Here is a 20,202-nt window from a genome sequence, read left to right on the forward strand (position 1 = left end):
GGGGGGGGGGGGGGGGGGGGGGATGTCTCGCAAAGCGTATCGTCCGTGACTGCCCCACCCCCAACCCCTCCCCTGAAGGGGAGGGGCTTGATGAAGCCCCATGTTCAAGGCTTGTCGAACAGCGCCGCGAGCTGTTCGATGATCGCGCCGCCCAATTGCTCGGCATCCATGATCGTCACCGCGCGCTCGTAATAGCGCGTCACGTCATGGCCGATGCCGATCGCGACGAGCTCGACCGGCGAGCGGTTCTCGACCCAGTGGATCACCTGGCGCAAATGGCGTTCGAGATACGAGCCGCTATTTACCGACAAGGTGGAATCGTCGACCGGTGCGCCGTCGGAGATCACCATCAGGATCTTGCGCTCCTCGGGACGGCCGATCAGTCGATTGTGCGCCCAGAGCAAAGCCTCGCCGTCGATATTCTCCTTGAGCAGCCCCTCCCGCATCATCAGCCCCAGGCTGGGCTTGGCGCGGCGCCAGGGTTCGTCGGCTTGCTTGTAGACGATGTGGCGAATGTCGTTGAGGCGGCCGGGCTGCGGTGGGCGCCCGGCGGCGAGCCAGCTCTCGCGCGCCTGCCCGCCTTTCCACGCGCGGGTGGTGAAGCCCAATATTTCGGTCTTGACCCCGCAGCGTTCGAGCGTGCGCGCCAGGATGTCGGCGCTGATCGCCGCGATCGAGATCGGCCGCCCGCGCATCGACCCGGAATTGTCGATCAGCAAGGTGACGACGGTGTCCTTGAACTCGGTGTCGCGCTCGATCTTGTAGCTCAACGACTGCATCGGATTGATCACCACGCGCGCCAGCCGCGCGGCGTCGAGCAATCCCTCCTCCTGGTCGAAGTCCCACGAGCGGTTCTGTTGCGCCATCAAGCGACGCTGCAGCCGGTTGGCGAGCTTGGTCACCGCACCCTGCAGATGGACGAGCTGTTGATCGAGATACGAACGCAGCCGCGCCAGTTCCTCGGCATCGCATAGCTCGGTCGCCGCGATCACCTCGTCATATTGCGTGGTCCAGGCCTTATAGTCGAATTGCGGCGATAGGTCCGAAAACGGGCGGTTGGGCCGGACGGGAAGCATCCCCTCCTCGCCTTCGTCGCCGGCTTCGCCCTCGGCATCCTCGAACGATTCATCCCCGGCCTCGGCGCCTTCGCCCTCGTCGCTCTCAGCCTCCGATTGCTCGCCGCGCGCCTCGACCTCGCCCTGGCCCTGCTCACCCTGGTCGTCGCCTTCCTCGCCCTGATCCTGCTCCTCGTCGGTGCCCTCGTCGTCCGAGCCGCCGTCGTCGCTGTCCTCGGGAATCTGATCGCCCTCGACCAGGTCGAGGTCCTCGAGCATTTTGGTCGCCAGGCTGGCGAAGGCGCGCTGGTCGTCGAGCGCGAGGCGCAACGCGTCGAGATCGCCTCCCGCTTTCTCCTCGATCCACTCTCGGACCAGATCGAGCCCCTGCTGCGCCACCTCGGGCGCGGGCTGGCCCGTCAGCCGCTCGCGCACCAGCAGCTGGATCGCGGTCGACAGCGGCACTTCGTCGCGGCTGCGCGCGCGCGTGATCGGGTCCGAGCGCAAGCGCATATCGAGCGCATGGTTGAGGTTGGCCGAGATGCCCGCATAGCCGCGCGACCCCAATGCCTCGACCCGCGCCGTCTCGGCCGCGTCGAACACCGCGCGCGCCACCGCGTCGTGGGGCGCGTTCTTGAGGTGGAGCGCCGCGTTGTGGAGCTTCAGCCGGAGTGCGAACGAGTCCGCGAACCCGCGCGCCTCGGCGACCTGATCGGCCGGCAGCGTCCGCGCCGGCATCGGCACCTTGATATGCTTGCCCGACTGCGCCGGCGCATCGGCGGTGAACGCCAGCTCCACCTCGGCCTCTTCCGACAGCGCGCGCGACGCGCCGCCGAGCACGGCCTTGAAGCGATCGAGAGGAGTATCCTGCGCCACGCGCCTGCTGTTACGCCTTTCCGACCACGCTCTCGGGTAGGTCCTTGCCGAACACGCGCTGATAATATTCCGCCACGAGCGCGCGCTCCGCGTCGTCGCACTTGTTGAGGAACGACAGGCGGAAGGCGAAGCCGACATCGCCGAAAATCAGCGCGTTCTGCGCCCAGGTGATGACGGTACGCGGGCTCATCACGGTCGAGATGTCGCCGTTGATGAAGCCCTTGCGGGTCAGGTCGGCGACGCGGACCATGTTGTCGACGACCTGTTTGCCGTCGGGCTTGTCATATTCGCCCGACTTGGCGAGCACGATCTGCGCCTCGACCGCGGCGGGCAGATAGTTGAGCGTGACGACGATGTTCCAGCGGTCCATCTGGCCCTGGTTGATCTGCTGCGTGCCGTGATAGAGCCCGCTGGTGTCGCCCAGGCCAACCGTGTTGGCGGTCGCGAACAGGCGGAAATAGGGGTTCGGACGGATCACGCGATTCTGGTCGAGCAGGGTCAGCTTGCCCTCGGTCTCGAGCACACGCTGGATCACGAACATCACGTCGGGCCGGCCGGCGTCATATTCGTCGAACACCAGAGCGGTCGGCGTCTGCAGCGCCCAGGGCAACAAGCCTTCGCGGAATTCGGTGACCTGCTGGCCGTCCTTGAGCACGATCGCGTCGCGGCCAATCAGGTCGATGCGGCTGATATGCGCGTCGAGGTTGATGCGGATGCACGGCCAATTGAGGCGCGCCGCGACCTGTTCGATGTGAGTCGACTTGCCGGTGCCGTGATAGCCCTGGACCATCACGCGGCGATTGTGAGCGAAGCCCGCCAGGATCGCCAGCGTGGTGTCGGGATCGAACACATAGGCGGGGTCGAGATCCGGCACGCGCTCATCGGCCTCGCTGAAGGCAGGCACTTCCATGTCGCTGTCGATGCCGAACAGGTCGCGCACCTTCTTCATCTGGTCGGGCGCGTCGAGCAGCGTCGTCTCACGGCTATCGGGCTGGATGTTTGGGATGTCGGTCATCGTCTATTCCTTCACGCGCCTCCCTAGACGCGGCCATGGCGCGAAGTCGAGACGCGAATTGCGGACCCGATGTTCGAAAACCCGACACCGCCAGCTCTCGCCGCGCGCTCTATTCGAGGAAAGCAGCGAGATTGGCGAGGGTGGAGGCGAGTCCCCGGGCGTGATCCTCGGCGGAGATGCCCGACGGAACATCGCGCGCGGTGATCGTCACTTCCGTGCCCTCGGGGATAGCTTGAAGCGTCCACGTCATCGTCATCGTGCCGGCATAGGCAGGATCATCCGACTCGAAGCCGGCGGTCTGGACGATACGCTCGCCGGGGATCAGTTCGACCAGCTGCCCCTCCACCGTATCGGCATCGGCGGAAGTCTTGCCGGCCGTGGCATGCGCGCCGGTGAATGTCAGCGTCATGCGATAGCGCCCGCCCGGCCACGGCTCAAACACATCGAATTTCCCTGTCATGCCTTCCGGCGGCAACCAACGCGCCTGCATGTCGGGGTCGACGAACGCGTCATAGATCGCCTGCGGGCTGGCGCGAATGATCCGGCTGCCGGTGCCCGTCCGCCCGGTCACTCTTCGGTCCATTTGGGCGGCAGGGGAAACAGCGTCACGAACCGCTCGGCAAGCGCCCGGTCCCCCTCGATCGCGACCAGTCCCAACCGTTCGCCTTCCGCGATCGGCACGCCGCCATAGGTCAGCGCGGCAAATCCGCGCGAGCTGGAGGTGAAAACGACATCGGCATCGACCGGCTCGGCGCGTATGACCTGAAAGCTGCTATTGGCGAGTTCGGTCGTGAACACCTCGTCGCCCAGGCGGAAGCCGATCCTGGCCACCATCCCCGCCGAGCGTTCGGCCGATAACATGGTGCGGAACGACAGCATCAGCGACGCCGCCGACAGCGGCAACGACGGATCGTGCGCGGGCGATCGCGTTGCCCAGCGGCCGAGTTCCTGAATCGCCGTCTCGCTCTCGTAGCCCCAGGGCGTGAGCTCGTAGATCTGGACCGACGCGGGCGGCGGGAGCTTGCGCTTCTTGAGGATGCCGGCGGCCTCCATCCCCTCGAGCCGTTGCGTCAGGACATTGGCGCTGATGCCGTTCAATGCCGCCTTGAGCTCGCCGAAGCGGCGGCCGCCGAACATCAGCTCGCGCACGATCAGCAGCGACCAGCGCTCCCCTACCAGTTCGAGCGCCATCGCGGTGCCGCATGCATCGTCATACCACCGTTTTTCCGACGTTTTTTCCTGTTTAGTCATTTTTTCTAACTTCATAGTTGCTTTTTGTAACTCTCAAGGTCATAAAAGTCAAGTCAGTCGATTCGCCAGCCCATGGCGGCATCGTCTTTAGGGAGAGATCAGATGACCAAGATGATTTTCGTGAATCTGCCCGTCGCCGATGTCGCCAAGGCGACCGCGTTCTACGAAGCGATCGGTTTCGACAAGAATCCGCAGTTCAGCAACGAGCAGGCTTCCTGCATGGTCTGGTCGGACGCGATCCATGTGATGCTGCTCGACCGCGGTTTCTACCGCACCTTCACGACCAAGCAGATCGCCGACACGCACAAGGCTAGCGCGGCGCTGATCGCCTTGTCGCGCGACAGCCGCGAACAGGTCGATGCCATCGCCGATGCCGCGATCGCCGCCGGCGGACGCCAGACCCGCGACACCGAGGATGGCGGCTTCATGTACGCTCGCCCGTTCGAGGACCTCGACGGCCATACGTTCGAACCGATCTACATGGACATGGAAGCATTCTCCGCCGCGATGTCCGATCAACAAGAGAGCGTCGCGGCCTGAGCGCCGCGCCCTCCTCCCCAAGGAGATTTCCGATGTCCGAACGTTTCCGCCCCTGGATTGCCGGCCTTTTCTGGTTCGCCGTGACCGGCATCGTGATCCTCGATTATCCGGCGCTTGCCGGCATGCCGATCACCGCCTGAGCAACCACCAGTTTTAGGAGAGAAGCCATGGCCAGCACCTATCAAGCCGCTCCGGCGGCACCGACCCCGCGCGCCCTTCAGCTTTGGACCGGTCGCATCCTGACTGCGCTGATCATCCTGGCGCTCGGTGCCGACGCGGCGGGCAAGCTGATCGCCCCGATGACGATGATCGCGCACAGCCCGCCGCTCGGCCTGCCCTCCACGTCCGGCTTCTACCGGCTGCTCGGCTCGATCCTGGCGATCGCCACCCTGCTCTACGCCTGGCAGCGCACCGCCTTTCTGGGCGCGATCCTGCTGACGGGCTATCTGGGCGGCGCCGTGGCGACGCATTTGCGGGTCGGAAGCCCACTGTTCGGCTATACGCTGTTCGGCGTCTATCTCGGGATCATGCTATGGGGTGGCCTGTGGCTGCGCGATTCCCGCATCCGCGCGCTGCTGCCCCTGATCCGCTGAACCATTAGCAAGAGAGGAGAGGCATCATGAGCTATTTCCAGGGCTTCATCATCCCCGTCAAGGAAGCCGACAAACAGGCCTATCTCGACCTGGCGACCAAGGCCGCGCCGGTATTTGCCGAATATGGCGCGCTATCGACCGTCGAATGCTGGGGCGACGACATCCCAGACGGCAAGCGCACCGACATGAAGCGCGCGGTCCACGCCGAACCCGGCGAGCATATCGTCTTTTCCTGGATTCGTTGGCCCGACAAGGCGACCTGCGACGCGGCATCCGAGAAGCTGATGGCCGACGAGCGCATGCAGCCCGAGGGCGCGATGCCGTTCAACCCGCAGCGCATGATCTATGGCGGCTACCAGCCGGTCTATGAAGGCGGTGACGGCGGCGGCTTCGGCTATGTCGACGGCATCGTCGCGCCGACATCGTCGGACCAGGCGGCCTTTGTCGACCATGCGAAGCGGCTCTCGGCCTATTTCCTGAAAAAGGGCGCCAGCCGCATCGTCGACGGCTGGGGGACCGACGTCCCCGACGGCAAGGTCACCGATTTCAAGCGCGCGGTCGCCGCCGAGGATGGCGAGACGGTGATCTTTGGCTGGGTCGCATGGCCCGACAAGGGGACCCGCGACGCCGCCTTTGCCGGGATGATGGACGATCCCGACGTCCAGACCGCGCCGCCCGCCTTCGACATGCAGCGCGCGATCTTCGGCGGCTTCGTGCCGATGCTGGATACCGATCACTCATAACAATCGCAGCAGGAGAGAGATGATGGCTACCCGAACCGGAATGCCGATCTGGTATGAACTGATCACGACCGATGTCGACGCCGCCAAGCGATTCTATGGTGACATCGTCGGCTGGACCACGACCGAATTCCCGAGCTCGGCCAGCGGCATGCCCTATACCGTCCTCAATTACGGAGAGACCGGCGTTGGCGGGCTGATGCCGTTGCCCCCTGGCATGGAGGGCGACCCCGGCTGGTTCGCCTATTTCCACGTCGCCGATGTCGATGCCGGCGTGGCGCAGACCGAACAGGCCGGCGGCAAGACCCACGTGCCCGCGACCGACTTGCCCGGCGTCGGTCGGATCGCGATGCTCGCCGATCCGCAAGGCGTGGTCTTCTATCTGATGACTCCGGATCCCTCGATGGGCGACCAGGAAAGCACCAGCTTCTCGGCCACTTTACCGGGGCGCTGCAGCTGGAACGAACTCGTCACCAGCGACCAGAAGGCGGCTTTGCCCTTTTATTCGTCCCTGCTCGGCTGGGCCTCGACCGAGGTGATGCCGATGGGCGAGATGGGGGATTACACCTTCGTCGATTGCGGCGACGTGCGGCTGGGCGCGATGATGGATCGGGCCAGTCCGGAACAGCCGCTCAAATGGACCTTCTACTTCGCCATTCCCGACGTCGACGCCGCCGTCGACAAGGTGAAGGCGGGCGGTGGCAGCGTCATTATGGGGCCGATGGACGTCCCCGGCGGCCAACGCATCATCCTCGCCGTCGACCCGCAGGGCGCGTCGGTCGGTTTCGTTTCTGGAGAACGGCAATGAACAAGATCACCACCTGTCTGTGGTTCGACCACGGCAAGGCGCGCGAAGCGGCCGAATTCTACGCCGCGATCTTCCCCGACAGCCGGGTCGGAAGTCCGCACAAAGCAGCATCGGATTTCCCCGGCGGCAAGCAGGGCGACGAGCTGACGGTCGAGTTCACCCTGCTCGGCCAGTCGTTCGTCGGGCTAAATGGCGGCCCGATCTTTACGCCCAACGAAGCCGTGAGCTTCCAGGTCTTCACCGACGACCAGGAAGAGACCGATCGCTATTGGAATGCGATCGTCGACAATGGCGGTGCCGAGAGCGCGTGCGGCTGGTGCAAGGACCGCTGGGGCTTTTCGTGGCAGATCGTGCCTCGGGCATTGATGGCCGGAATGAGCGACCCTGATCGCGCCGCCGCCAAGCGCGTGATGGATGCGATGATGCAGATGAAGAAGATCGACATCGCGACGATCGAGCGCGCCCGTGCCGGGGAGCAGATCGATGCGTAAGGTGACCGGCGGCGCGTTCCTGTCGCTCGACGGCGTGATGCAAGCGCCCGGCGGCCCGACCGAGGACTATACCGGCGGCTTCGATCAAGGCGGCTGGCTTTTCCGGTTCGGCGACGAAGGCATATTCGACACGGTCGGGTCGCTGTTCGCCGGCGAGTACGACCTGCTGCTCGGGCGGCGCACCTACGACATCTTCGCCTCCTACTGGCCCTATGTCGAAGGTCCCGAGGCGGAGATGGGTCAGGCGTTCACGCGTGCCGGCAAGCATGTACTGACGCGCGGCGCCCAGACGCTCGAATGGGAGAATAGCCATCGCCTGAAAGGAGTCGACGACGTCGCGGCGCTAAAACAGAGCGATGGTCCCGACCTGATCATCCAGGGGTCGAGCACGATCTATCCCGAACTGCTCGCCGCCGAGCTGATCGATCGTCTCGTGCTGATGATTTTCCCGGTGACGCTCGGCAAGGGCAAAAGGCTCTTCGGCGAGGGGACGCCGGCAGGCAAGCTGCGGATGACGGACCACAAGGTCACAGCCAAGGGCACGGTCATCGCGACCTACGAACCGGACGGCGCTATCCCGAGGGACGCGTCGTTCCCCGAGCCCAGCACGAGCCAACGCGAGCAGGAGCGCCAGGCACGGATGCGGGAGGAGAAGTGGTAGGCGCGGACTGTGGGCATTCAGCTTAATCCTCCCCCGCCAGGGGGAGGTGGCGCCGAAGGCGACGGAGGGGGAGGAAGTAACGAACTCGCCGTCATGCTTCCTCCCCCTCCGTCAGGCTACGCCTGACACCTCCCCCTGGCGGGGGAGGATTAAAAGTGCGTCGACGCAAATCGCTTCCAATACCGGTATCCACTTTTCAACACGATAGGCTAAGCGGGCGGGGATGCATGGTCGTCCTCGCCCGTTTCTCGTCGCGATCCTGATCGGGCTGGCCGCGGAGGCGCTGTTCCTGTGGGGCGTCACCATCCCCAGCAAGATCGTGTTCGATGAGATTCACTATGTCCCCGCCGCGCGCGCGCTGCTCGCGCTGTCGGGACCGGTGAATACAGAGCACCCGCTGCTCGCCAAGGAATTCATCGCCGCTGGGATCGCTCTGTTCGGCGACAATGCGCTGGGCTGGCGTTTCTTCTCGACCGTCGCCGGCGCCGCGACCGTAATGGGCGTGTTCGCGATCCTGTGGTTGCTTTACGGACGGATGCGGCCGGCGGTGATGGGCGCGATCTTCGCGCTGCTCAATTTCACCATCTATATCGAAGCGCGGATCGCGATGATCGACCCGTTCCTCGCCGTTTTTACCATCTGGGCGATCGCCGCCATGTTGTGGGCGATGCGCGCGCCGCCGGGCAAGGTCTGGCCGCGCTGGATCGCCGCGGCGATTCTTTTCGGGTTGGCGGTCGCGGCGAAATGGGCCGCCGCGCCCTATGTAGCCGGGGCCGGTATCGCCTTCCTCGCCATGCGCTGGCGCGATGCGATGCGAGCGAAGCGTCCCCTCGCGACGGTGTGGTCGGCCGGCGCCCAGCCGCATTGGCCTGGCCTCGCCGCCTTCCCCGCGCTGCTCGTCTTCGGGCTGGTCTCGATCGCGACTTATTTCCTGACGTTCGCACCCGCCTTCTCCTATCACGACCAGCCGCTGACCCTCGCCGAGCTGCTGCCTTTCCAGATGACGATGTATGCCGAGCAGACGCAGGTCCTGCCGCATCACACCTATCAATCGGCGTGGTGGACATGGCCGCTAATCATCCGCCCGATTTGGTATTTCTACGAGCCGTCGGACGGCGCGATGCGCGGCATCCTGATGATCGGCAATCCGGTGATCATGTGGGGCGGTCTGGTCGCGGTCTTCGCCTGCTTTTGGGGCTGGCTCCGTGCGCGCGACCCCAGGCTGCTGTTCGCCGCAGGGCTGTGGATGGCGAGCTATCTGATCTGGGCGATCATCCCCAAGTCGCTCGGCTTCTATTATTACTATTACCTGCCATCGATCTTCCTGTGCATCGCGCTGGCCGCCGCGTTCGACCATTTCGGCAAGGGCAGGTTCGAGCATTGGGACGAAGGCTTTGCGGTCCTGGCGTTCGGGATCGCGGTCTATTTCTTCCCGATCCTCTCGGCCGCGGCGCTGCCCGGGGAGCAATCCTTCATGCACTGGATGTGGTTCTCGAGCTGGCCTTAGCGGAATAGCGGGCGCTATTCGCGCCCGAAGGCCAGCGCGGCCGGCGGCGCGGATTCACTCCGCGCCGGCGCCTCGCCACGACTAAGCCTCCATCGCACCCGCCGGACGGGTAAGTACCTGGAGGAAATGACGACAGGGCAGCGTCAGGTCGGAAACGTGATGAACCAGCCACAGCATCATCGTCACATCGGTCAGCGGACGATAGGCCAAGGCAGCCGATTGCAGATTGCATAGCGATTCCGCCAATACCATCACGCCGATGCCGGCCGCGGTCAGCCCGAATAGCGTCGACACGTCGCTTACCACCTGGGCGACATTGGGCTCTACGCCGCGTTCGCGCATCAACGCCATCAGCTCGCCGGTGAACAGGCTGCGTTCGGTCGAGTAGAAGACCATGGGTTCGCCGGTCAGATCAAGGAGGTCGACCGTGTCCTGCGCTGCCAGCCGGTGATCGGGCGGCACGCCGACGAACAATCGTTCGCGAAGGAAGGGCTGCGCGATCAGGTCGCGCGGCAGGACAGGCCTTGCGCGGCTGCGCATGAAGCCGATGTCGAGCAAGCGGTCGTCGATATCCTCGACCTGGGCACGGCCCGACGCCTCGCGCAGGACGAGCTTCACGTCGGGATAGAGCCGGCGGAACTCGGCGATCGCGCGGGCGATCTCGGGAATGAACGGGGCCGAGGCGTTGAACCCGATCGCCAGTTCGCCAAGCTCGCCGCGCGCCGCGCCGCGCGCGACCGCCATGGCGTGCTCGGCCTGGCGCAACGTCGCCCGTGCGGCATCGAGGAACAGCTTGCCGGCGGGAGTCAGCGCGACGCTGCGGCTGGTGCGATCGAGCAAGCGCACCTGCAGTTCGTCTTCCAATGCCCGGATTTGCTGGCTGAGCGGCGGCTGCGAAATGCCGAGATGCTTTGCCGCGCGTGCGAAGTGCAGGTCCTCGGCGACGCGGACGAAATAGCGCAGGTGGCGTAACTCCATGATCAAGACGTACGGAATATCAATCATGCCGTAAACAATATTGGACAGGCGCGGTCGTCGCGCCCACTTCGCCGCAACGCAGCATCGGCTTGCCACCGGTGCCATCACAAAGATTGCCGACGGTGCCCCCCGCCCCGCCACCGGCTGTCGAACATGGGAATCGCCGATGATCGGAATCGTCCGCATAGCGCTGACGCGACCGCTGACCTTCGTGGTCATGGCCATTCTGATCGCGCTGATCGGCGTGCTGACGGCGGCCCGGACCCCGGTCGACATCTTCCCCAATATCCGGGTGCCGGTGATCGCGGTCGCCTGGCAATATAGCGGCCTGCCGCCCGATCAGATGTCGGGGCGCATCATCACGCCGTTCGAGCGCGTGCTGACGACCACCGTCAACGATATCGACCATATCGAGAGCCAGTCGATGCCCGGCATCGGCGTGACCAAGATCTATTTCCAGCCCGGCGCCGATATCCGCACCGCCACCGCGCAGGTGACCAGCGTGTCGCAGACGGTGCTCAAGCAGCTGCCGCCGGGCGTCACCCCGCCGCTGATCCTCAACTACAACGCCTCGACCGTGCCGATCCTGCAGCTCGCTTTGTCGGGCAAGGGTCTGTCGGAGGGCAAGATGTTCGACCTGGCGCAGAACCAGGTCCGCCCCGGCCTGGTGACCGTACCCGGCGCGGCGATCCCCTATCCTTCGGGCGGACGCCAACGCCAGATCCAGATCGATCTCGACCCCGCCGCGCTTCAGTCCAAGGGACTGTCGGCGCAGGATGTCGGCAACGCCATCGCCGCGCAGAACCAGATCAATCCGGTCGGCTTCGCCAAGATCGGCAGCTTCCAGTACAGCGTCGCGCTCAACAACGCGCCGAGCTCCGTCGAGCAACTCAACAACCTGCCGGTCAAGGTGGTGAACGGCGCCACCATCTATATGCGCGATGTTGCCCATGTCCGCGACGGATCGGCGCCGCAAACCAATGTCGTCCATGTCGACGGGTCGCGATCGGTGCTGATCACCGTGCTCAAGAACGGCGCCACGTCGACGCTGGCGATCGTCCAGGGAATCAAGGACGCGCTACCCAACATCCAGGCGACCTTGCCCAGCGCGCTCAAGATCGTGCCGATCGGCGACCAGTCGCTGTTCGTCAAAGCCGCGGTCGAAGGCGTCATCAAGGAAGGCGCCATCGCCGCCGCGCTCACATCATTGATGATCATGCTGTTCCTGGGCTCGTGGCGATCGACGGTGATCATCGCGATCTCGATCCCGCTGGCGATCCTGGGCGCGATCATCGCCTTGTCGGCTACGGGCAACACGCTCAACATCATGACGCTGGGCGGCTTGAGCCTCGCGGTCGGCATCCTGGTCGACGATGCGACGGTGACGATCGAGAACATCAACTGGCACCTCGAACAGGGCAAGCCGGTGTTCACTGCGATCATGGACGGCGCGGCGCAGATCGTGACACCGGCGTTCGTGTCGTTGCTGTGCATCTGCATCGTGTTCGTGCCGATGTTCTTCCTGCCTGGGGTCGCCGGCTTCCTGTTCGTGCCGATGGCGCTGGCGGTGGTGTTCGCGATGATCATGTCGTTCATCCTGTCGCGCACCCTGGTGCCGACCATGGCCAACTATCTGCTGAAGCCGCATGCCGGCGACATGCACGCGGCCGGGACGCCGTCTTCGCGCAACCCGCTGTTCCGTTTCCAGCGCGGCTTCGAGCAGCGATTCGAACGGTTTCGCAAGAGCTATGGCGCGCTGCTCGAACGCGCGCTGGCGACGCCGCGGCCGTTCGTCATCGGCTTCCTGGCATGCGTCGCGCTGTCTTTCCTGCTGGTGCCGTTCCTGGGCGAGAATTTCTTCCCGTCGGTCGATGCCGGGCAGATGGCCCTGCATGTCCGTGCGCCAGTCGGATCGCGGATCGAGGATACGTCGGCGCAGTTCGACCGTATCGAACAGCGAATCCGCCAGATCATCCCGGCGGACGAACTGGTGTCGGTGGTCGACAATATCGGCCTGCCGGTCAGTTCGATCAACACGACCTACAACAACTCGGGAACGGTCGGGCCGCAGGACGGCGACATCCTGATCCAGCTGACCAAGGATCACCGGCCGACCGACGATTATGTCCGGATGCTGCGCGAGCAATTGCCGCACGACTTCCCCGGCTCGACCTTCTCGTTCCTGCCCGCCGACATCACCAGCCAGATCCTGAACTTCGGCGCGCCGGCTCCGATCGACGTGGCGATCTCGGGCAAGGACGGCGAAGGCAATGCTGCTTTCGCGCGCGAAGTGCTGCGCCGGATCAAGGCGATCCCCGGCGTGGCCGACGCCCGCATCCAGCAATCGGCGCGCTATCCACAGCTCAATGTCGATGTCGACCGCAGCCGGATCGGCCAATATGGCCTGACCGAGCGCGACGTGACCGCCAGCCTAGGCAACTCGCTCGCCGGCTCATCGCAGACCGCGCCGGTCTATTTCCTCGATCCGGCCAGCGGCGTGTCGTATCCGGTGGTGGCGCAGACGCCCGAATATCAGGTCGGGTCGATCAGCGACCTCGCCAACGTCCCGGTCACCGGCTCGGCCGGCGCCAGCCAGATCGTCGGCGGCATCGCCACGATCGGCCGCTCCTACGCCCCGACGGTGGTATCGCACTATAATATCGCGCCGGTAGTCAACGTGTTCGCGACCACCAACGGGAGAGATCTCGGCGCCGTCGCGGGCGACATCAATCACGTGCTCAAGGACATGAAGGCAAAGGCGCCGAAGGGCACGACTGTCACCCTGCGCGGCCAATATGCTACAATGAACGCGGCATTTTCGGGCCTCGCCTTTGGCCTGCTCGGCGCGATCGTGCTGATCTACCTGTTGATCGTCGTGAACTTCCAGTCGTGGCTCGACCCGTTCGTGATCATCACAGCCCTGCCCGGCGCGCTTGCCGGCATCGTCTGGATGCTGTTCGCGACCGGCACGACCCTATCGGTCCCGGCGCTGACCGGCGCGATCATGTGTATGGGCGTCGCCACCGCCAACTCGATCCTGGTCGTCAGCTTCGCGCGCGAGCGGCTGGCGGAACTGGGCGACGCGACCGCAGCGGCGCTCGACGCCGGGCTGGTCCGCTTCCGCCCCGTTCTGATGACCGCGTTGGCGATGATCATCGGCATGCTGCCAATGGCGCTGGGGCTGGGCGAAGGCGGCGAGCAGAACGCCCCGCTCGGCCGCGCGGTGATCGGCGGCCTGATGGTCGCGACCTTCGCCACCCTGATGTTCGTCCCCATAATCTTCAGCCTCGTCCATCGGCGGCACGCCGGAAAAACGGACGCGGCTCCCAAGCTGGAGGAAGCCTATGCCTGACGGCGACGGCCCCAATCTGAAACGCACCGGCATCATCGCCGCGGTGGCCGCCATCGCAGTGGTCGGCATCGGCATCGGCACCCGCGTCCATTCGCAGGCGCAGCTCGCGACCTGGACGCACGACCAGTCGACCCCGACAGTCACCGTGATTCATGCCAAGCCGAGCGCGGCGACCACCGCACTGACCTTGCCCGCGACGCTCCAGGCGTTGCAAAGCGCGCCGATCTACGCCCGGACCAGCGGCTATATCCGCAAATGGTTCGTCGATATTGGCGACACTGTCGGGCGCGGCCAATTGCTGGCGGTGATCGACGCGCCGGAGGTCGACCAGCAACTCGCCGCGGCCCGCGCCGACCTTCAGACGGCGCGCGCCAACCAGCAACTCGCCGCGACCACCGCGACACGCTGGCAGACGATGCTGGGCAAGGACGCGGTGTCGAAGCAGGAAACCGACGAGAAGGTCGGCGACCTCGCCGCCAAATCGGCCGTCGCCAATGCCGCCCGCGCCAATGTCAGCCGGCTGCAATATCAGCAGGGATTCACCCGGCTGACCGCGCCGTTCGCCGGCGTGGTGACGACGCGCTCGACCGATATCGGCGCGCTCGTGACGGCGGGCAGCGCCGCCAGCGCGCCGCTATTCACGGTATCGGACGTCAGCAAGATCCGCGCCTTCGTGAAAGTGCCCCAGGCCTATTCGGCGCAGGTCCATCCGGGCATGGAAGTCCAGCTGACCCTGCCGGAATATCCCGGCCGCACGTTCAAGGCGGTGATGACGCGGTCCGCCGATGCGGTCGATACCAGCTCGGGTACGGTGCTGGTCGAATTGCTCGCCGACAATGGCGACCGCGCACTGAAGCCGGGTGCCTATTCGCAGGCGACCTTCCCGATCGGCCGCGCCGGCGCTGCCGTCGAGCTCCCTGCCAGCGCGATGATCATCGGCAAGAATGGTACCCAGGTCGCGGTGCTGGATGCCGGTGGCAAGGTCCGGCTCAAGACGGTGACGATCGGCCGCGATCTGGGCGACCGCGTCCAGATCAGCGCGGGCCTGACGCCGGCCGATCAGGTGATCGACAACCCGCCCGACTCGATCCAGTCGGGCGACAAGGTGCAGGTCGCGCGCGGTGGCAAATAGGCGCCTCATCGCTTTGTCGCTGGCCTTGCTCGGCGGGTGCTCGCTGGCGCCCGCCTATCAGCGTCCGGCGACCGACACGCCCGCGGCCTTCAGGGAAGCGCCGTGGCAGCCGGCGGGCAGCGACGTCGCTCCATCCGGCAAATGGTGGGAGGCCTTCGGCGACCCCGCGCTGACGGCGCTCGAAGAGCGGATCGACAAAGGCAATTTCGATCTCGCTGCCGCGTCGGCACGCTATCAGCAGGCAATTGGCGCCGCGCGCCAGGCGCGTGGCGACCTGTTCCCGCAAGTCGGCGCGTCGACCAGCATCGAGCGCCAGCGCCAGTCGGCGAACCGCCCCAACAGTCCGGGCCGACCCAGCACGTTCACCGACAAGGCGATCGGCGCGTCGCTCTCCTTTGAGCTCGATTTGTTCGGCCAGGTGCGCAATCGCGTCGCCGCGGGCGACGCATCGGCCAAGGCCGCGGCGTTCGATGTCGACGGCATCCGGCTGGGCCTGCAGACCCAGCTGGCCTCGACCTATTTCGATCTGCGCGGGCTCGACGCGCGGATCACATTGCTCAAGCAGACGGTCGCGTCCTATCAGCGCGCCTTCGACCTCACCGATACGCGGCATTCCGGCGGGATCGCCTCGGGGATCGACGTCAGCCGCGCGCAGACGCAATTGTCGAGCGCCAAGTCCGAATTATCCACGGTCGAGATCGACCGTGCACAGGACGAGCACGCCATCGCCGTATTGGTCGGCGAAGCGCCGGAGACCTTCGCCATCGCCGTTGCCGACCAGCAGCCGCGGCCGCCGGTCATTGCCGCCGGCCTGCCCTCGACCCTGCTCGAGCGGCGCCCGGATATCGCCGCTGCCGAACGCCGTGTCGCCGCCGCTAATGCCGAGATCGGCGTCGCGAAGGCCGCGCTGTTTCCGAACATCACCTTGGGCGGAGCGGCGGGATATGAAGCGGCCGGCGGCAGCTGGCTGAGCGCGCCGAGCACGTTCTGGGCGCTGGGCCCGTTACAGGCGGTGCTGTCGATCTTCGACGGCGGCAAGCGGCGCGCCGGGGTCAAGATCGTCCGCGCGCAATATGACGAAGCCGCCGCCAATTACCGCCAGACCGTGCTGACGGCGTTCCGCGAGGTCGAGGACGATCTCGCGGCGCAGCGCTTGCTGATCGCGGGCGAAGCGGATCAGGCGCAGGCGACGCGCGCGGCGGAGCGGACGCGCGATCTCGCTTTGACCCGGTATCACGACGGAGCGTCGGACTATCTCGAGGTCGTGCTCGCCCAAACGGCGGCATTGGATGCGGAGCGTAGCCTGTTGCAGCTGCGCGCGCGGCAGCTCCAGGTGGCTAGCGATACGTTCCGGGCGTTGGGCGGGGGTTACCGGGTCACGCCCTGATCTCTAACGCCTCCCCGGCGAAGGCCGGGGCCCAGTTTCGTGACATAGCGACGGCATCCCACTGCTTTCAATGCGTCGCGACTGGGCCCCGGCCTTCGCCGGGGAGGCGTGATTTTCGACGGAGCCAAGTAACGAAGTGCGCCCGGCGCGAAGTGAATTTGCGCCGTCGGTCGGCGCTTTGCTGCGCTGAGCCTAGTACCTCCCCCAAACGAACTTGCTCGACAGCGCGTAATTCCACACCGCGCCGACCAATACGCCGACCATCGCCGACGCCGCCCAGCTGCCGTCGCGGAAATCGTACAGGAACCCGGCTACACCGACATTGGCGACCAGTCCGACCGCGCACACCGCGCAAAACGAAATCCAGCCGTCGACGAGCTGGCGCACGCCCTTCAACCGACGGTCGCGATAGGTCAGCGCATTGTTGAGGAAGAAATTGCCCGTCATCGCGGCGAGTGCGGCGATGATCTGGCTGGTCAGGAAATGCACGTTGAGCACGAACATCGCGAAGGTCAGCACCGCCATGTGCACGCCGACACCGATCGCGCCGATCGCCGAGAACATCGCGAAGCGCACCGGGATGACGCGCCCGAACATACGGTCGTAAAGCGCGATCAGATATTCCATCGCGACGACGTGATCGAGCTTGCTCTCGCCCGCGGTGCGGACGCGGAAGGTATAAGGCAGTTCACGGAAATGGAGCGGGCGCGGCGACCCCGTCATGATGTCGAGCAGGATCTTGAAGCCGATTGCCGCGAGGCGCGGCGCGAGATTGCGCACGATCTCGGTGCGGATCATGAAGAAGCCGCTCATCGGGTCGCTGAGATCGGCCTCGAGCACATGCCGCGCGAGCCTGGTCGCCAGCGCTGATTTGGCGACGCGATCCTTGTCCCATTCGCCCGTGCCGCCGCCATCCACGAACCGCGACCCGATCACCACGTCGAGCGTCGGGTCGTCGTGCAGCGCCTTGACCATGGCCGGCAGAATCGTCTCGTCATGCTGAAGGTCGCCATCGATCACCGCGACCAACGGCGCGGCGGTCGCCAGCATCCCTTCGATACAGGCCGAGGACAGGCCACGCCGTCCGATCCGCTGGATCACGCGCACGCGGCGATCGACCCGCGCCAGTTCGCGCGCCGCATCCGCGGTGCCGTCGGGACTGTCGTCGTCGACGAAGATCGCTTCCCAGGCGACGTGCTTCAGCGCCTCGTCGAGCTTGGCGACCAGCACGGGCACGTTGCGACGCTCGTTGAACGTCGGAATGACGACCGCGAGGTCGAGCAGGTCGCTCACAGGCCGGCGAGGATCGCGTCGCCCATCGCCGTGGTCGACAGCGTGCCGCCCAAATCCGCGGTGCGCGCGCCGCCCGCAATCGCCTTGCCCACCGCCGCCTCGATCCGGTCCGCCGGTGCCGCCATGTCGAGCGAATGCCGCAGCATCATTGCCGCCGACAGGATCGTCGCGCACGGATTGGCCTTGCCCTGCCCGGCAATGTCGGGCGCCGAGCCGTGGATCGGCTCGTACATCCCCAGGCTCGACCGCCAGCTCGACAGCGAAGCCGAAGGCAGCATGCCGATCGATCCGGCGCACATGCTCGCCTGGTCGGACAGGATGTCGCCGAACAGATTGCCGGTCACGATCACGTCGAATTGCCCAGGATTGCGGACCAGCTGCATCGCGGCATTGTCGACATACATATGGGTCAGTTCGATATCGTCATAATCGCCGGCGACCTCGTTGACGATGTCGCGCCACAATTGCGAGGTTTCGAGCACGTTCGCCTTGTCGACCGAGCACAATTTGCCGCGACGGCGGCGCGCAGTCTCGAACCCGACCCGGGCAATGCGTTCGACTTCGGTTTCGTCATAGCGCATCAGGTCATGGCCCTCGCGCACGCCGCCGGGTCCGACGCGACGGCCCTTTTCGCCGAAATAGACATCGCCGGTCAGCTCGCGGACGATGACCATATCGATGGCCCCCGCAATCTCGGGCTTGAGCGGTGAGGCATCCTCCAGGCCCGGCGTCAGCTTGGCCGGCCGCAGATTGGCGAACAGGCCGAGTTCGCGACGCAGGCCCAGGATCGCTGCTTCGGGACGCAACCGGCGCTCGAGGCCGTCGAATTGCGGATCGCCGACCGCACCGAACAGGATCGCGTCGGCGCGCTTGGCTAGGTCGAGCGTCGTCGCGGGAAGCGGGTTGCCCGCCCGCATATAGGCCTGACCGCCGACCGGCGCCTCTTCGAACGTCAGGTCGAGCGCCAGCGCGTCGAGCACGCGGCGCGCTTCGTCGATGACTTCGGGTCCGATCCCGTCTCCGGGCAGCAAGGCGATCAACGGCACGCGGCTTCCTTTCTCTCGTCCCGCCGCCTTTGCCGAGCGAAACGCGCTCACGCAACCGCGCGCTTGAGCCTTTCGACCAGCCGCGCGCGCGCCGCCAGCGCTTCGGCGCGGCGATCGGTCAGCAGATGCGCTTCGATCTCGCGCCCCGTCAGCGCCAGGGCGGCGATGATTTCGGGCCAGCCGGACTCGCCGGCCAGCGCCGGCGATTGGCGAAAACCATAGCCTAGCTCGGCCAGCAACAATTGCTCATACCGTGCCAGCGCCACCGCCCAGCCGCGCGCCGCGGGCGCCGCCTCGATCGCGCCGATCATGCCGTCGAGCGCTTCGTAAAGGCGCGGATAGGGCTGGTGTTCGGGCAGCGCGATCGCGGTCAGCGCCGTAACCCATTCCAATGCGGCGCTTGCCAGCGGCTCGGAATAAAGCGGGGCACGGCTATGGGTCAGTTCGACCGTCAGACCGGCAAGCTGGTCCTCGGTCCGCGCGCGCCACTCGCCTACCACCAGATTGGCCGGTTGCAGCACGGGCCGCAACGCGCGCGACCGCCCGCCGCGGACATAACCCGCGATCATCCCCGCCTCCCGCGTCATACAGCGGACCACGGCATTGTGCTCGCCATGCTGGCGGACCGACAGGATCAGGGCTGGCGCGCGAAGGTGCATGCGGCCGAGGTAGAACGCGGGGCGAGGCGGCGCCACTATAAAGCCCCTCCCCTTCAGGGGGAGGGGCTAGAGTAAACTTAATCCGCCGCCGGCCGCAGCACCGGACCGGTCGCGCGACGGCCGATTTCGTTCACGTCGTCCAGAGCCTCGACCAAATCGCGATAGCGTGGATTGCTGCGGCTCTGCTGCATCAGCATCACGGTGTGGACGCGCCCATTCTGACGCCGGGTCAGCGCGCAGTCGATACCGTCCATCACATAGGGCTTTTCGGGCCGTACGGTGCGGCGTTCGAACCGGGCGAGGTCGAGTTCGCGCCAGATCTTCATGACCTCCATCCTGGTCGCCCGCGCGTGCAGCACGCCGCCGGACCGACGCGTCACTTTCGATACTTGCCCATTGGCCAGAATCCGCGTCTGTTCGTAGCGGCCGTCAAAACCGCCGGTGCAGACGCTCTCGACATAATCGACGCCGCGGGGGGCAAAGGGCAGTACCGGTTGCACGCGCTGCGCCATCGCCGGAACTGCAATGGCGACGATCAGAGCGGGAAACAGCAAGCGACGCATCATCAACATCTCCTTTGCCGGAGCTGCTAACCGGCGGTCCCTGAACCGAAGCTTGCGACAAAGCGAATCGGAGCGGCGACGAGCCGCCTTGCACCGGTGAGTCGCGAGGGCGTATTCTGTCGATGCAAGGCGGTTCGTCGCATTCTGGTGAATCGTTAACCACCTTTCTTGGTAAAGCCGCTTTTCATCACGCTCCGCGCGATTCATAGTGCGTTCCCAGAGGCCGGATGGACCGGCGTCCAAGGGGACATATTC

The 20,202-nt window shown here is 65.6% G+C and carries 19 protein-coding genes; 10 read left to right on the forward strand and 9 right to left on the reverse strand.

Annotation, left to right across the window (positions count from 1 at the left end; all coding sequences use genetic code 11):
* Positions 1 to 104: 104 nt before the first annotated feature.
* The 4 genes from cobT to SPR01S_RS11180 all read right to left on the reverse strand — a co-directional run bounded on the left by cobT (position 105) and on the right by SPR01S_RS11180 (position 4,197).
* Positions 105 to 1,931, reverse strand: a complete 1,827-nt coding sequence (cobT, locus tag SPR01S_RS11165) for a cobaltochelatase subunit CobT (protein WP_066589514.1) — start codon at positions 1,929 to 1,931, stop codon at positions 105 to 107.
* A 10-nt stretch (positions 1,932 to 1,941) separates the two neighbouring features.
* Positions 1,942 to 2,946, reverse strand: a complete 1,005-nt coding sequence (gene cobS / locus SPR01S_RS11170) for a cobaltochelatase subunit CobS (protein ID WP_066589518.1) — start codon at positions 2,944 to 2,946, stop codon at positions 1,942 to 1,944.
* 109 nt (positions 2,947 to 3,055) lie between these two features.
* Positions 3,056 to 3,517 carry an SRPBCC family protein gene (locus SPR01S_RS11175; RefSeq protein WP_218016742.1) on the reverse strand — a complete coding sequence of 154 codons (462 nt, stop codon included), beginning with the start codon at positions 3,515 to 3,517 and terminating at the stop codon, positions 3,056 to 3,058.
* Entirely contained in the window at positions 3,514 to 4,197 is a 684-nt protein-coding gene (locus SPR01S_RS11180; protein WP_245661959.1) for a winged helix-turn-helix transcriptional regulator, read from the reverse strand. The genes SPR01S_RS11175 and SPR01S_RS11180 overlap by 4 nt, the downstream gene beginning before the upstream one ends.
* A 102-nt stretch (positions 4,198 to 4,299) precedes the next feature.
* Between SPR01S_RS11180 and SPR01S_RS11185 the strand changes: the two genes are divergently transcribed.
* From SPR01S_RS11185 to SPR01S_RS11215, 7 genes are all read left to right on the forward strand, one after another.
* Positions 4,300 to 4,737: a VOC family protein gene (locus SPR01S_RS11185; RefSeq protein ID WP_066589526.1), complete on the forward strand. Its 438-nt coding sequence runs from the start codon at positions 4,300 to 4,302 to the stop codon at positions 4,735 to 4,737.
* A 167-nt stretch (positions 4,738 to 4,904) separates the two neighbouring features.
* Entirely contained in the window at positions 4,905 to 5,330 is a 426-nt protein-coding gene (locus SPR01S_RS11190; RefSeq protein WP_066589529.1) for a DoxX family protein, read from the forward strand.
* Positions 5,331 to 5,356: 26 nt separating this feature from the next.
* Positions 5,357 to 6,073: a DUF1428 domain-containing protein gene (locus tag SPR01S_RS22220; protein ID WP_084251118.1), complete on the forward strand. Its 717-nt coding sequence runs from the start codon at positions 5,357 to 5,359 to the stop codon at positions 6,071 to 6,073.
* Between the two features lie 22 nt (positions 6,074 to 6,095).
* Positions 6,096 to 6,878: a VOC family protein gene (locus SPR01S_RS11200; RefSeq protein WP_169803421.1), complete on the forward strand. Its 783-nt coding sequence runs from the start codon at positions 6,096 to 6,098 to the stop codon at positions 6,876 to 6,878.
* Positions 6,875 to 7,369, forward strand: a complete 495-nt coding sequence (locus tag SPR01S_RS11205; protein ID WP_066589534.1) for a VOC family protein — start codon at positions 6,875 to 6,877, stop codon at positions 7,367 to 7,369. The genes SPR01S_RS11200 and SPR01S_RS11205 overlap by 4 nt, the downstream gene beginning before the upstream one ends.
* Positions 7,362 to 8,030, forward strand: coding sequence for a dihydrofolate reductase family protein (locus tag SPR01S_RS11210; RefSeq protein ID WP_066589535.1), 669 nt, complete (start codon positions 7,362 to 7,364; stop codon positions 8,028 to 8,030). The genes SPR01S_RS11205 and SPR01S_RS11210 overlap by 8 nt, the downstream gene beginning before the upstream one ends.
* A gap of 223 nt (positions 8,031 to 8,253) precedes the next feature.
* A complete protein-coding gene (locus SPR01S_RS11215) occupies positions 8,254 to 9,537 on the forward strand; it encodes a phospholipid carrier-dependent glycosyltransferase (protein WP_066589536.1) in 1,284 nt (427 codons plus the stop codon).
* A gap of 81 nt (positions 9,538 to 9,618) precedes the next feature.
* On the opposite strand, the gene SPR01S_RS11220 is transcribed toward SPR01S_RS11215, so the two are convergent.
* On the reverse strand, positions 9,619 to 10,542 hold the full coding sequence (locus tag SPR01S_RS11220; RefSeq protein ID WP_245661961.1) for a LysR substrate-binding domain-containing protein: 924 nt from the start codon (positions 10,540 to 10,542) through the stop codon (positions 9,619 to 9,621).
* A 139-nt stretch (positions 10,543 to 10,681) separates the two neighbouring features.
* Between SPR01S_RS11220 and SPR01S_RS11225 the strand changes: the two genes are divergently transcribed.
* Genes SPR01S_RS11225 through SPR01S_RS11235 form a run of 3 tightly spaced genes read left to right on the forward strand, consistent with a single transcriptional unit; the run spans position 10,682 to position 16,386 of the window.
* Positions 10,682 to 13,867, forward strand: a complete 3,186-nt coding sequence (locus tag SPR01S_RS11225; RefSeq protein WP_066589540.1) for an efflux RND transporter permease subunit — start codon at positions 10,682 to 10,684, stop codon at positions 13,865 to 13,867.
* Positions 13,860 to 14,999, forward strand: coding sequence for an efflux RND transporter periplasmic adaptor subunit (locus tag SPR01S_RS11230; RefSeq protein WP_066589542.1), 1,140 nt, complete (start codon positions 13,860 to 13,862; stop codon positions 14,997 to 14,999). Before SPR01S_RS11225 ends, SPR01S_RS11230 begins: the two co-directional genes overlap by 8 nt.
* On the forward strand, positions 14,989 to 16,386 hold the full coding sequence (locus SPR01S_RS11235) for an efflux transporter outer membrane subunit (protein WP_066589544.1): 1,398 nt from the start codon (positions 14,989 to 14,991) through the stop codon (positions 16,384 to 16,386). Before SPR01S_RS11230 ends, SPR01S_RS11235 begins: the two co-directional genes overlap by 11 nt.
* 192 nt (positions 16,387 to 16,578) lie before the next feature.
* Here SPR01S_RS11235 and SPR01S_RS11240 read toward each other — a convergent pair whose 3' ends face one another.
* The 4 genes from SPR01S_RS11240 to SPR01S_RS11255 all read right to left on the reverse strand — a co-directional run bounded on the left by SPR01S_RS11240 (position 16,579) and on the right by SPR01S_RS11255 (position 19,950).
* Positions 16,579 to 17,679: a glycosyltransferase family 2 protein gene (locus SPR01S_RS11240; RefSeq protein WP_066589547.1), complete on the reverse strand. Its 1,101-nt coding sequence runs from the start codon at positions 17,677 to 17,679 to the stop codon at positions 16,579 to 16,581.
* The gene (gene leuB / locus SPR01S_RS11245; protein ID WP_066589550.1) at positions 17,676 to 18,725 is read right to left on the reverse strand and encodes a 3-isopropylmalate dehydrogenase; all 1,050 of its coding nucleotides are present in this window, start codon (positions 18,723 to 18,725) and stop codon (positions 17,676 to 17,678) included. The genes SPR01S_RS11240 and leuB overlap by 4 nt, the downstream gene beginning before the upstream one ends.
* Before the next feature lie 47 nt (positions 18,726 to 18,772).
* Positions 18,773 to 19,384, reverse strand: a complete 612-nt coding sequence (gene recO, locus SPR01S_RS11250) for a DNA repair protein RecO (protein WP_066589552.1) — start codon at positions 19,382 to 19,384, stop codon at positions 18,773 to 18,775.
* A 77-nt stretch (positions 19,385 to 19,461) separates the two neighbouring features.
* Positions 19,462 to 19,950 carry a hypothetical protein gene (locus tag SPR01S_RS11255; protein WP_157082170.1) on the reverse strand — a complete coding sequence of 163 codons (489 nt, stop codon included), beginning with the start codon at positions 19,948 to 19,950 and terminating at the stop codon, positions 19,462 to 19,464.
* Positions 19,951 to 20,202: the final 252 nt, after the last annotated feature.

Source organism: Sphingomonas pruni NBRC 15498 (assembly GCF_001598455.1).
GTDB classification, from domain to species: domain Bacteria; phylum Pseudomonadota; class Alphaproteobacteria; order Sphingomonadales; family Sphingomonadaceae; genus Sphingomonas; species Sphingomonas pruni.